The sequence below is a fragment of the Pseudoalteromonas rhizosphaerae genome (assembly GCF_028885455.1).
Lineage (GTDB): Bacteria > Pseudomonadota > Gammaproteobacteria > Enterobacterales > Alteromonadaceae > Pseudoalteromonas > Pseudoalteromonas rhizosphaerae.
Genome location: NZ_CP118496.1, coordinates 2,930,903 through 2,944,076 on the forward strand (window position 1 = coordinate 2,930,903; position 13,174 = coordinate 2,944,076).

Here is a 13,174-nt window from a genome sequence, read left to right on the forward strand (position 1 = left end):
TTCAATTGCAGGCTGGTTTGCTATTCTAAGAACAATTAAATTGTTAGTTAAGAGAATACAATGAAAAAATTAGTTTTGGCTGTGCTTGCCACCGCTGTATTAGCGGGTTGTAAAACATCACCAACAGGGCGTACGCAAATTGCGCTTTATTCTGATCAACAAATGAGTCAGATGGGTCAGCAAAGCTTTGCTGATATGAAAAAGAATCAAAAAATTAATAATAATCCTCAAGTAAATGCGTATGTAAAGTGCATTGCTGACGATGTGATTGCAGTATTACCGCAACAGTATGCAACTCAGGCGTGGGAAGTGGTGGTATTTGAAGACGATTCAGCTAACGCGTTTGCATTACCCGGTGGCTACATTGGTGTGCATACAGGGTTGTTGAAAGTGGCTGAAAATCAAGATCAGCTAGCAACCGTTATCGGGCACGAAGTAGGGCATGTAATTGCTGAGCACTCTAATGAACGCGTATCACAAAGTTCCTTGCTACAAACAGGTATGCAAGCGGGCAGTGCCGCACTTGAAATGGGCAATGTACAATATCGTAACGAAATTATGCAAGGTCTTGGTTTAGGTGCGCAGTACGGCGTTATTTTACCATTTAGTCGCTCTCATGAATCTGAGGCCGACCAAGTGGGTTTAGATTTAATGGCAAAAGCCGGATTTAATCCAAAAGAATCCGTAACACTTTGGCAGAATATGAGTAAAGCAGGCAGTGGTAATACACCTGAATTTATGTCTACTCACCCAGCACCTGCTAACCGCATTAAAGAGCTACAAGCAAAATTGCCACAAGCATTAAATGAGCAAAAAGCAGCAAAAGCGGCGGGTAAAAACCCACAATGTAAGCTGTAATAAACTTTTTTGGTGATATAAAAAAAGCCTGTGAACTGATGTTCACAGGCTTTTATTATTCTAAACGCTAGTTATGCGTTTTCAACAGCAGTACGTGGATCTACGTATGGCATGTTGAAGGCTTCAGCAACTTCTTTGTAAGTTACTTGGCCTTTGATCACGTTAAGACCTTTAAGGAAATTAGCGTCATCTAGTAATGCTTTCTTATAACCTTTGTTTGCAAGGTTAATGATGAAAGGCAATGTTGCATTGTTAAGTGCGAAAGTAGATGTACGTGGTACAGCACCTGGCATGTTAGCAACACAGTAGTGAACAACGTCATCAACGATGAAGGTCGGATCAGCGTGAGTTGTTGCTTTAGACGTTGCGATACAACCACCTTGGTCAATTGCAACATCAACAATTGCAGAGCCAGGCTTCATTGCTTTAATGTGTTCAGCAGTAACTAGTTTAGGTGCAGCAGCACCTGGGATAAGTACGCCACCAATTACTAGGTCAGCTTCAAGTACATGCTTTTCAAGTGCATCAGCTGTTGAGTAAATCGCTTTAACTTTATTACCAAACTGAGCGTCAAGTGCGCGTAGTACGTCAATGTTACGATCAAGTACGACAACTTCAGCACCAAGGCCAACAGCCATTTGTGCTGCGCTACGACCAACCATGCCGCCGCCAATAACAACAACTTTAGCTGGCTCAACACCCGGTACGCCGCCAAGTAGCATGCCACGACCATGGTTTGATTTTTCAAGCGCTTGTGCACCAGCTTGAATAGACATACGGCCAGCAACTTCACTCATAGGTGCAAGTAGTGGCAAACCACCGCGTGAATCAGTTACTGTTTCGTATGCGATACAAATTGCTTTGCTTTTGATTAGGTCTTCAGTTTGTGGAAGATCTGGTGCAAGGTGTAAGTAAGTGAAAAGAATTTGGTCTTCACGTAGCATTGCACGTTCAACGGCTTGTGGCTCTTTTACTTTTGTAATCATCTCTGCTGTTGCGAAAACCTCAGCAGCAGTTGCTAGAATTTCTGCACCTGCCAGTGTGTAATCTTCGTTAGTGAAGCCAATGCCCATACCTGCATCAGATTCAACAAAAACTTGGTGGCCGTGGTTTACTAACTCACGAACACTAGCAGGGACCATACCTACACGGTATTCATGGTTTTTTATTTCTTTAGGTACACCGATAATCATAATATTGCCTTAATAGAACGGGATAAAATTTTTCACTATTATATTCATGTACTGGCAGTGTGTCTCACCTTTTTTAATCGGTATTCTAGTGATATAATCTGAAAACACCGTTTAAACAGTACAAAAAACTAGTCGTTATTATGCATGAGTTATTAGACCGTATTGACCGTAAGATTTTAATAGAGCTACAGCACGATGGCCGAGTGTCTAATGTTGAATTAGCTCGACGTGTGGGGCTCAGTGCAACGCCCTGTTTAGAGCGTGTAAAAAAGCTCGAACGCGAAGGTTACATCGTCGGTTATAAAGCCGTGGTTGACCCTGCTAAACTTGGGCAAGGTTTGTCGGTGTACGTCGAAGTGACAATCACTAAAACATCACCTGATGTGTTTGATGAATTTAGTGCTGCAGTTAAAAAGCATGATGAAATTATCGAATGCCATTTAGTCTCGGGTAACTTTGACTTTTTACTAAAAACCCGCGTAAATGATATGTCTGAATATCGTGGTGTATTAGGGGATATTCTGCTCAAGCTACCGAACGTTAGTGAAAGCCGTACCTATGTTGTTATGGAAGAAGTAAAAGGCGAGCAAGGGGTGATTATTCGCCCATATATCGGCTGAACTATGCGCTATTTTTTAGTAACTACTTAAGTTGTATTATTGATACATGCGCGATTAATAAAAACCTGTTCATAATCAGGCCATCATGGTTAAGATAAAGTGCAACAAAAAGTATTTCCTGCTAAGGTATTCCATTGCTAAGAATGAGTACAAAGAAGTACAAAGAAAAATGAGGAATAGCGAGTTATGCGCCTAAATGGTGTACAAAGACTATTAGAAACCGGTTTAATAATTAGCACCTTTGCCGCAATATTTATATTGTGTGCGCTGGTAAGCTTTGATCCTGCTGATCCGAGTTGGTCGCAAACAGGTTATGACAATGTAAGAAACATAACTGGAGCTGCAGGTGCGTGGATCGCCGATATTTTATTGCTGACATTTGGCTGGTTAGCTTATTTTGTGCCAGCTGCACTACAAATATTCGGCTACTTATTATTTAAGCAACCTCATAGAATATTTCAACTCGACTATACAACGTTATCGCTTAGAGTGATTGGTTTTGCATTATTTATCACTTCAGCAACGGCCATCAGTAGTATTAATTTTGATGATATTTATAATTTTTCATCCGGTGGGGTAGTCGGTGATGTGATAGCTTCAGCGATGATGCCTGCATTTAACTTTACCGGTACCTCGATTTTATTATTATGTTTCTTTTTTGCTGGATTAACATTATTAACAGGCGTGTCGTGGGTGCAATGTGTCGATTTTATTGGCGATTTGATCATGCGAGGTTATCGTTTTATTGCCCATCACTTAAAAGCATGGTTACAACGCGAACGCACTGCAAATACTGAAGTTGTAATTGAACAAGACCCTGTTAATGAGCAACAGACACGTAAAGAAACACCCGCCATTCGCTTTTCAGAACCAAAAGTGGATAGTGATAGTGCGGTGTCAAATCAAGACTCTCATCCTGCATTTGATGACTTGGATGATATTCTGGATCAAGAAATTAATTTTAGCGCCATTGATGATGAACCAATGGACACTGCGGCTGCCTTAAACGCGCTTGATCAAAGCCATGTTACTGAGCCTGAAAAACCAGTTACTACTGTGGTTTCGCCAGCAAGACCAATGCCAAAACCAAAGAGTACCTATCAGCCTCCACCTACCGCAAAAGAAAAGTTTGAGCAGCTACTCGAAGAAAAGCCGCCAAGTACACCATTGCCTACGCTTGATTTGTTAGATAGACCTGATAAAGCCAAAAACCCAATTTCACCAGAAGAGCTTGAAGCTGTATCGAGGTTAGTTGAAACTAAACTCCTTGATTTTAACGTTCAAGCTACGGTTGTTGCCGTATACCCTGGACCTGTTGTAACCCGTTTTGAGCTTGATTTAGCGCCGGGTATTAAAGTTTCTAAAATTACTGGTCTTGCTAAAGATTTAGCCCGCTCGCTATCAGCGGTTAGTGTCCGAGTGGTTGAAGTTATTCCGGGTAAAACCTATGTAGGGATTGAATTACCGAATAAACACCGTGAAATAGTGCGGTTATCAGAAGTAATCGACGCACCAAAATTTGAGCAAAATCCATCGCCACTGACTATGGTCTTAGGTAAAGATATTGCCGGTGAGCCAATCTGTGCTGATTTGGGTAAAATGCCGCATTTACTGGTGGCAGGTACCACAGGTTCAGGTAAGTCAGTGGGCGTTAATGTAATGATATTAAGCTTACTGTACAAATCAGGCCCTGATGATGTGCGTATGATCATGATTGACCCGAAAATGTTGGAACTTTCTGTTTACGAAGGTATCCCACATTTACTGTGTGAAGTGGTCACCGATATGAAAGAAGCTGCCAATGCGCTGCGTTGGTGTGTAGGTGAGATGGAACGTCGTTATAAGTTAATGTCGGCGTTAGGTGTTCGTAACTTAAAAGGTTACAACCAAAAGGTATTGGATGCGAAAGAGGCGGGTTACCCGATTCTCGATCCATTATTTAAAGATACTGATGGTATGAAAGAAGGACCAGACGAGTTAGGTAAGTTACCGAGTATCGTGGTGGTGATTGACGAATTTGCTGACATGATGATGATTGTTGGTAAAAAAGTTGAAGAGCTAATTGCCCGTATTGCGCAAAAAGCCCGAGCGGCAGGTATTCATTTAATACTAGCAACACAGCGCCCATCGGTTGATGTAATTACTGGTTTAATTAAAGCGAATATCCCAACGCGAATGGCGTTTCAGGTATCAAGTAAAATTGACTCGCGTACCATCTTAGATCAACAAGGCGCAGAAAACCTGCTAGGTATGGGTGATATGCTCTATTTACCGCCGGGCACCAGCGTACCGATACGTGTGCATGGCGCGTTTGTTGATGACCATGAAGTACATGCGGTGGTGAATGACTGGAAAGCACGTGCAAAACCAAATTATATAGACGAAATTTTAAATGGTGACGCCACTGAGGATATTTTATTGCCGGGCGAAGCCAGTGAAAATGCGGATGAAGAATCAGATCCGCTTTATGATGAAGCCGTGTCATTTGTTGTTGAAACAGGCAAAGTGTCAGTTTCAAGTGTGCAGCGAAAATTACGTGTTGGTTACAACCGTGCCGCACGTTTAGTTGAACAAATGGAAACATCGGGTATTGTAAGCGCACCAGGTCATAACGGTGCCCGAGATGTATTAGTGCCCAATGGTGGAGCAAATTAAATGAAACAAATTAAATATTTAGCCTTAGCAATTAGCTGTTTTTTATCAGCATCAGTATTTGCAAGTGACAGTGCAACGGATGACAGCCAAGCATTACAAGATAAACTGGCCGGTTTAAAGAGTTTTCAAGCGCAATTTGCGCAGCAAGTTAATGACGACCAAGGTCAATCAATTATGCAAGGTGAAGGTACTATCGCCTTACAACAGCCAATGATGATCCGTTGGCAACAAGCGAGCCCTGATGACACGTTATTTGTATCAAATGGCGATAAAACCTATTACTTCGACAGCTTTGCTGAGCAAGTAACGATTATGAATACTCACAGTTTGATTGATTCAACACCGTTTGTATTACTCACCTCCAAAGATCCGGCGCAATGGCAAAAGTACCAAGTACACGCCACGGATACTGGGTTCAGTGTTACACCTAATAAAGGCGTTGAAAGCCAAGTTGAACAGCTGGATATTGTGTTTGCAGCAGATAAAGTAGGCTTAGCGTCATTATTGGTTAAAGACAGCTCCGGGCAATCATCTACATTTACTTTTAGCGACACTAAAGTAAATCAAAGCCTTGCTACTTCAACCTTTGAGTTTAGTATTCCTGAAGGCGTTGAAATAGACGATCAAAGTCAAGGTGAGTAATTTAGGCTTTAATTTTGGCCCGGATGTGCGCCCACTTGCTGCGCGCATGCGACCAACCAGTTTAGATCAGTATATTGGCCAGCAACATCTATTAAGCCAAGATAAGCCTCTCTATCAAGCTATTTTAGCAGGGCGTTGCCACAGTCTTATTTTGTGGGGGCCGCCGGGCGTTGGTAAAACTACCTTAGCGCAAATTATTGCCAACCATGCCGATGCGGCGCTGATTCAAATGTCGGCGGTAACGGCAGGCATTAAAGATATTCGTGATGCGGTGAGTGAAGCGCGTACTAACCTTGAAGGTCGTGGCCAACGTACCTTACTGTTTGTTGACGAAGTACATCGTTTTAATAAATCTCAGCAAGATGCGTTTTTACCACATATAGAGGATGGTACCTTTATTTTTGTTGGTGCCACCACCGAGAATCCCTCGTTTGCACTAAACAATGCGATTTTATCGCGAGCACGAGTATATGTCCTTAAATCGCTGCAAGACACTGATTTGCATCTTGTTATTGAGCGAGCGCTTGCAAGCGATGATGAACTGAAAAATAAAACGGTGGTACTTGCACAAAATGCTAAACAAGCGTTGTGCCAAGCCAGTGATGGCGATGCTCGTAAAGTGCTTAATTTACTTGAGCAGGCGATTGATTTAACCGTAGAGCAAAACGGCCAATACCTAGTTGATGAGCACGTACTCAGTCAAGTATTGCCAACGCATTTAGCCAAGTATGACAAAGGGGGGGATGAATTTTACGATTTGATCTCAGCCTTTCATAAGTCAGTTCGAGGTAGCTCCCCAGATGGTGCTTTGTATTGGTATTGTCGTATTTTAGCCGGTGGCGGCGATCCGCTGTATGTTGCAAGGCGGTTACTCGCCATCGCCACTGAAGATATTGGTAATGCTGATCCGCGTGCCATGGAAGTGGCCCTCAATGCATGGGATATATTTCAGCGAGTTGGACCAAGTGAAGGCGAGCGTGCAATTGCACAAGCTACGATTTACCTAGCTAGCGCACCGAAGAGTAATGCGGTGTACGCGGCGTTTAATCAAGCCAAAGCGGATGCGCAGAACGAGCCAAGTTACCCGGTGCCAGAGCATTTACGTAATGCACCAACCAACTTAATGAAAGACTTAGGCTATGGTGCTGAATATCGCTATGCGCACAATGAAGAAGGCGCCTATGCTGCAGGAGAAAAGTACTTTCCAGAGCAGATAGCCGATAAGCAATATTACTTTCCAACGGATCGTGGCTTAGAACAAAAAATAAAGCAAAAGCTCGACTATTTAAAAGAGCGCGATCATCACAGTGACATAAAACGCTATGACAAGCCTTAAGATATATCTCATGATTGCCGCAGGAGGAGCCTCAGGCGCCTGTTTACGGTTTTTTATTAGTGAAACCATGCTAAAACTACTTGGTAGGGGATTCCCTTTTGGCACGTTGACGGTTAATATTCTTGGTTCATTGTTGATGGGCGTATTATACGGTTTGATAGAGCGCGAAATTATCACCGTTAGCCCCGCTAAAACCCTTATAGGGATTGGCTTTCTAGGTGCTTTGACCACCTTCTCGACATTTTCAATGGATTCGTTGTTGTTATTACAACAAGGTCACTTTTTTAAAATGGCCCTCAATATCACCTTAAATGTGGTGGTGTGTATTTTTATGGCTTGGCTGGGCCTTCAGCTGGTAATGCAAAAAGGTTAAAAACTAACATGTTAGATTCTAAATTATTACGTCAAGATCTCGAGCAAACAGCTGCGCGTCTAGCAGCACGTGGTTACGAGCTAGATACTGCGACTGTCAGCGCACTTGAAGAAAAACGCAAAACATTACAAGTAAAAACACAAGAATTACAAAGTGAGCGTAACAGTAGCTCCAAAGCGATTGGCCAAGCTAAAGCTAAAGGCGAAGATGCACAACCATTGTTAGATGCAGTAAGCAACTTAGGCGCGCAACTTGATAGTGTTAAAGCTGAGCAAGACGCTATTTTAGAAGAGCTTAAGCAAATTTCTTTAGCTATCCCAAATTTACCTGATGAATCAGTACCAGCGGGCGCTGATGAATCTGACAACGTTGAGATTTCAACCTGGGGCGAGCCTAAAAAGTATGATTTTGCAGTAAAAGATCATGTAGACTTAGGACAAGATTTAAACGGCCTTGATTTTGAAATGGGCGTTAAAATTACCGGTTCACGCTTTACTGTAATGCGCGGCGCAATGGCCCGCATGCACCGTGCACTAGTGCAATTTATGCTAGACACGCATACAGATAAAAACGGTTATACAGAAATGTACGTACCGTATTTAGTAAACCGCGACAGTTTATACGGTACAGGTCAATTACCTAAGTTTGCAGAAGACTTATTCCACACTAAAGGTCTTGTAAATGATGACGGTGAAGAGCAAGAAGGTTTTAGCTTAATTCCTACTGCAGAAGTACCACTGACAAACAGCGCGCGTGACGAAATTTACGACGAAAAAGATTTACCAATTCGTTTAACTGCCCACACTCCGTGTTTTAGAAGTGAAGCTGGCAGTTATGGCCGTGATACTCGTGGCCTTATTCGTCAGCACCAGTTCGATAAAGTTGAGCTAGTACAGCTGGTAAAACCAGAAGATTCAATGCAAGCATTGGAAGAGCTAACAGGTCACGCAGAGCAAATATTACAAGCACTAGAGCTACCATACCGTAAAGTAATTTTATGTATGGGTGACATGGGCTTTGGCTCAGCAAAAACCTACGATTTAGAAGTATGGTTACCAGCGCAAGATACCTACCGTGAAATCTCATCATGTTCAAACATGGTTGATTTCCAAGCGCGCCGTATGCAAGCACGTTTTCGTCGCAATGGTGAGAAAAAGCCAGAGTTATTGCATACACTAAACGGTTCGGGTTTAGCGGTTGGCCGTACTCTAGTAGCAATACTTGAAAACTACCAACAAGCGGATGGTTCAGTAGTCGTGCCTGAAGTACTTCGTTCATATATGAACGGCCTTGAAGTAATTAAATAAGCTTTAGAGCTGTAAGTTTTAAGCCGTAAGCTTTAAGAAGAGAAGCCGCTGTTTGTAATGAACAGCGGCTTTTTTGTTAATCAGGGTTCAGTTAGCAAGTTAGCGAGCTGTGAGATTAACTCGGTGTGAAACTCACCGCGTAGGAATCTGCTTTAGCCATCATAGTTTAAACCCCATAAATTAGCTTTTCGAATAACAGTATTAAATGCTGTTTTGGGGTTTTATAAACCGCTTACTTGGCACATGGTAAGTTGTTAAGTACATAAGGAAGTTTCATGAAATCACTAATAGGTTTAGTGATTTTTGTATTATCGATGTTTGTAGTTGGAAAGGAGCGAGATTAGATAGTTCGAGCTGAAATCGAGACGATGAGAGCTACGGAACGAGTATGGGTAAATAGTAAAGGTGATATTTACTGGGCTTCTTCGTTTTATATGAACGCTATGCCTTGTAATACAAAGCTTGAACAACAAGAGGTAAAAATATTATCAGAATTGGTTCAAAAATTACCTCGTCAACCATATGAACGAGGAGTAAATAGCAACTGCAAAGATAGGCTTAACTTTTTTATTATTGTAGCCACTGAGGTTGCAGATGACTCTTTTTGATGAAATAAGTAAAAAGTTTGCTTATTCAACAAGTTGTAGGAAGTTTGAAATAGATATAGCATGGGGTAACTTATCACAAGTTACACCAGCAAACCTTAGATAAATTTATACAATGTAGGTTGGCTATGTGGAAATAGGCACACAACAAATCAATCAAGTGGATTAACAATGCCATTTATTTGATTGCGTTAGTGTTCATCATTCAGCACGGAAAACTTTAACTAGTGCGCAGAGTTAAATAAGGGTGTTATAGTTTACTTTTGATTAATCGAGTTTTTAACAAGGATTGTTTTATAATGTATAAGCACCTATTTATATTCACTTTTATTTTTTTAGTTTCAGCGTGCCAATCGGTTCAAAGGGGAGGTGCTGTTCCTTTAGGTTCAAATGAAAAAATTAAACTAGATGTATTAAATATCGATTGGAATGATTGGAGTTTAGCTATAGGGGATCGAAGAATTGAAGGTTCAGGTTTTGTTATTACTAATTGGGTTAATACGTCGGATGATGTAGGGCTGCGTTATGGGGTTCTTGGCGTTATAGCATCTGATTTGTCTAATGAAAAGCACATGAAAGGCAGTTTAGAGCTCGACTTAAAAGAGAACTTTGATTTAGCGAGCACTTTGTTGAATTCGCTAAATAGCATTCAAATTTTAAAAGAATCAGTAAAGTCTATTCACTTAAATGAAAATCTTCATAAACAAGTTATAACACTTGAGCCATGGTGCGTCATTTTTACCGACGAAAAAAGCACAAGGTTTTTACCTCAGCTCAAAGCCGTCCTTAAGTCTAAAACAGGTAAAGTAATTTGGGAAGGCAACTATGGGCCAATGAATCCAAGTAAGCCTTTTATTTTAGGCAACTCGATGACTCACGACGATATTAAAACATTACAGACTCAATTAGATGTTGCCTATGAGGAGATTGCAAACCAGTTACTTGCAAATATTCAAGGCAAAGGAAGTTATGTCAGTAAAGAAGAAAGTGAAAAGTTCACTAACGATTTATTAAATAGCATAACCATTGAAATAGACGAAAGCCAATTTAACTAACTCACCTTGATTGTATTTAATCAGAAATATGCATCGCAAAAACCAATAAAGTCAGGTCTTTCTTTTTGACTTTCGCTCAAACAGCAAAAAATAAGACCTGATAATCATATAAAAAGCTCGTCGAGTATTTAGATACAGTTGTGTTGAACGATCTAGTCAAGCTAATCACTTTGGCGTTATCAGCAGCAATTTTGCATCTTTTCCATCGGTTAACACCGCGATATTACCCTCGGTTGTAACAAATACATCCCGCAAACGCCCAGTTACCTCTGGTAAAACATGAGTCTGGGTAAGTTCACCATTCGCTAAATTAACGCTGTAGAGCTTTTTATCGACCAGCGTAGTGATTAGCACATGCTGTTGTAGTGAGGGAAAAGCTAAATGCTTTGAGCCATAATAAGCCATGCCAGAAGGGGCGATTGAGGGCGTCCAATCAACCGTTGGTTTAGCCATTCCAGGGTATTCTCTAAACGGTGAAATACGTGCTTGTGAGTAATCATCTCCGTTGGTGATCACCGGCCAGCCGTAATTGGTGCTTGGGGTTAAATAGTTTAGTTCGTCGCCGCCTGCGGGGCCGTGTTCGTGGCTAACAATTTGCTGTGTATCGTAATCATAAACCAAGCCTTGCAAGTTACGGTGCCCGAGTGAGTACACAGCATGAGCTGCAGGATTTTTGTGATTAATAAATGGGTTATCGTTTGGTATCGTGCCGTTTAAGTTTATGCGTAATGTTTTGCCAAGTTGACTGGTCATAACCTGTGCTTGCTCACGGTAGTCAAAGCCATCGCCACTTGAAAATAATAAGGTATTATCGGGTAGGACAAGGGCGCGGCCTGAGTAATGTTGTGGTGTGTCTTTATCAGTGGCAACTTTATAAATAATTTTTGGCGTTGAAAATTGCGCACCATCAAACGTAGCTTTGGCAATAACGAGCCTGTTTGCATCAAGCTCACCTTGAGCGTAAGTGAATATAATTTCTTTTGATTCACTGTAATTTGGCGAAAGCACTATATCGAGTAGGCCGCCTTGGCCTGCAACGTATAAGCCCTCGAAATCTAGTTTAACTCGGGTTTGTTGGTTGTTTTTAATGATAACAATATGGCCATCACGTTCTGTGACTAACCAGGTATTGTTTGGGAGTTTAACCATGCTCCACGGTGAATTGAGTCCAGTAGCTAAGGTATCAGCAGTGTATTGCTGTTTTGGTAGCTCGGCACTGGCGTTACAAGAAAACGCTAAAAGCGAGAGTAGAGTAATACAACGTAGAGATTGTTTACCCTGCAAGCCTTTGCTACTGTAAGAAAAAAGTTTCATTTTAAGTTGAGATAACCATGTCGTTTTTAACACGTATACTCCCTTCATTTTTAGTTTCTTGGTTACTTACATTTACACTCGCTAGCTTGTTTCATAGTCAATACGTTGTCAATCAATTAGTTAATGTGGGTGTTGTGGTGGGCTTTAATGACCGTGTTAACTTAACCCTTGAAGATTGGCTCGGCTTGCTACCGACCTATGGCGCTATTATTGCTATTGCACTTGCCATCGCGTTTTTGGTTACCTGGCTTATTGCTAAAAAAGTTAAAAAACAAGGTGCGCAATTATTTGTAATTGCGGGTATTGTGGCGTTTGCTTCGGCTTTAATTGCTATTGAGTCAATTATGAATATTACTATTATAGCGGGCGCAAGAGGCTGGGGTTTTTATATGCAGCTGCTTGCAGGGGCTGTAGGGGGTTATGTTTTTGCTAAGTTGAGCAATGGTTGTCATAGTAAAAATGAAATCATCTAGTTTTACACAGAGATAATCATTAAGGTTTTTAATTATTCCTTAAGATTTAATGCGCAGCGGATGCAAGGCTATAGAAATAACCAGAGGCCTCACCTTTGTAGCTTGTCAATTAATTGAGGCTTGAACTTGTTGGTTGGTATTGTCCTTGTTGCATAAAGTCTTCTAAAAACCATGCAGCAAACTCATGTCGGCCTTCTACATCGGCTTTGCTGTAAATATCGGACGCTTGTTGACGAACGGTTTTTTCTTTTGTGCTTCTTAGTGCGCTTATTTCTTTAAAGCTTAAGCCTTTAAGTAACAACATCGCGACTTCTTGCTCACTGCGGGTCAATGTCCACTGTGAAAATTGGGTTTGAATAACACCACTGTATTCATGGCGCGCATCCATCATTGCCTGTGATATGTTTTTAAGTTCTTTTTTTGAATGCACTAATTCTTGTTTCAGCGCATTAATATTGGCAGTACGCGCACGAATATCGCTAATTAAGTAAATAGCACAGGCTGCAGAAATGACGACGATTAAGCCCTCAGAAAAAATATGCCACTGCGGCACCCCTAAATGTATATCCGTTAGTACATCAAAAAAGTTTAGCACCATTATTATTAACAAGGTGGCTGCTATTAACTTGTCTCTCATTAAAACCTCTATTATCAATGCTTTATAAATACAATGGACAAATGTACCATAGCGTAAATTTCGCTTTTTTTGGGTACGTTAAGGCGTTTGCCTGATGATTTAACAG

General features: G+C 41.2%; 12 protein-coding genes. 9 read left to right on the forward strand and 3 right to left on the reverse strand.

The window, feature by feature from the left end; all coding sequences use genetic code 11:
* The first annotated feature begins 60 nt into the window (after positions 1 to 60).
* Positions 61 to 858, forward strand: coding sequence for a M48 family metallopeptidase (locus PVK79_RS12595; RefSeq protein WP_145242210.1), 798 nt, complete (start codon positions 61 to 63; stop codon positions 856 to 858).
* A gap of 71 nt (positions 859 to 929) precedes the next feature.
* Here PVK79_RS12595 and ald read toward each other — a convergent pair whose 3' ends face one another.
* A complete protein-coding gene (gene ald / locus PVK79_RS12600; RefSeq protein WP_257325748.1) occupies positions 930 to 2,051 on the reverse strand; it encodes an alanine dehydrogenase in 1,122 nt (373 codons plus the stop codon).
* Positions 2,052 to 2,191: 140 nt separating this feature from the next.
* Here ald and lrp point away from each other — a divergent pair, with 140 nt between their 5' ends.
* The 7 genes from lrp to PVK79_RS12635 all read left to right on the forward strand — a co-directional run bounded on the left by lrp (position 2,192) and on the right by PVK79_RS12635 (position 10,644).
* Positions 2,192 to 2,671, forward strand: a complete 480-nt coding sequence (lrp, locus tag PVK79_RS12605) for a leucine-responsive transcriptional regulator Lrp (protein ID WP_145242214.1) — start codon at positions 2,192 to 2,194, stop codon at positions 2,669 to 2,671.
* A gap of 186 nt (positions 2,672 to 2,857) precedes the next feature.
* Positions 2,858 to 5,326, forward strand: a complete 2,469-nt coding sequence (locus PVK79_RS12610) for a DNA translocase FtsK (RefSeq protein WP_182731956.1) — start codon at positions 2,858 to 2,860, stop codon at positions 5,324 to 5,326.
* Positions 5,327 to 5,968: an outer membrane lipoprotein periplasmic chaperone LolA gene (lolA, locus tag PVK79_RS12615; protein ID WP_149982719.1), complete on the forward strand. Its 642-nt coding sequence runs from the start codon at positions 5,327 to 5,329 to the stop codon at positions 5,966 to 5,968.
* Positions 5,961 to 7,304 carry a replication-associated recombination protein A gene (locus tag PVK79_RS12620; protein WP_145242220.1) on the forward strand — a complete coding sequence of 448 codons (1,344 nt, stop codon included), beginning with the start codon at positions 5,961 to 5,963 and terminating at the stop codon, positions 7,302 to 7,304. The genes lolA and PVK79_RS12620 overlap by 8 nt, the downstream gene beginning before the upstream one ends.
* A 10-nt stretch (positions 7,305 to 7,314) precedes the next feature.
* Entirely contained in the window at positions 7,315 to 7,677 is a 363-nt protein-coding gene (crcB, locus tag PVK79_RS12625; RefSeq protein ID WP_392352509.1) for a fluoride efflux transporter CrcB, read from the forward strand.
* Between the two features lie 8 nt (positions 7,678 to 7,685).
* Positions 7,686 to 8,984, forward strand: a complete 1,299-nt coding sequence (serS, locus tag PVK79_RS12630; protein WP_149982716.1) for a serine--tRNA ligase — start codon at positions 7,686 to 7,688, stop codon at positions 8,982 to 8,984.
* A gap of 904 nt (positions 8,985 to 9,888) precedes the next feature.
* Positions 9,889 to 10,644, forward strand: coding sequence for a hypothetical protein (locus PVK79_RS12635; protein WP_145242235.1), 756 nt, complete (start codon positions 9,889 to 9,891; stop codon positions 10,642 to 10,644).
* A 165-nt stretch (positions 10,645 to 10,809) separates the two neighbouring features.
* Here the strand turns inward: PVK79_RS12635 and PVK79_RS12640 are convergent, their stop codons facing one another.
* Positions 10,810 to 11,991 (reverse strand): PQQ-dependent sugar dehydrogenase, encoded by a 1,182-nt coding sequence (locus PVK79_RS12640; protein ID WP_182731958.1) that lies wholly within the window; start codon positions 11,989 to 11,991, stop codon positions 10,810 to 10,812.
* Here PVK79_RS12640 and PVK79_RS12645 point away from each other — a divergent pair.
* Positions 11,976 to 12,431, forward strand: a complete 456-nt coding sequence (locus PVK79_RS12645; RefSeq protein WP_145242239.1) for a hypothetical protein — start codon at positions 11,976 to 11,978, stop codon at positions 12,429 to 12,431. The genes PVK79_RS12640 and PVK79_RS12645 overlap by 16 nt on opposite strands.
* Before the next feature lie 109 nt (positions 12,432 to 12,540).
* On the opposite strand, the gene PVK79_RS12650 is transcribed toward PVK79_RS12645, so the two are convergent.
* Positions 12,541 to 13,068: a helix-turn-helix transcriptional regulator gene (locus PVK79_RS12650; RefSeq protein ID WP_182740866.1), complete on the reverse strand. Its 528-nt coding sequence runs from the start codon at positions 13,066 to 13,068 to the stop codon at positions 12,541 to 12,543.
* Positions 13,069 to 13,174 lie beyond the last annotated feature (106 nt).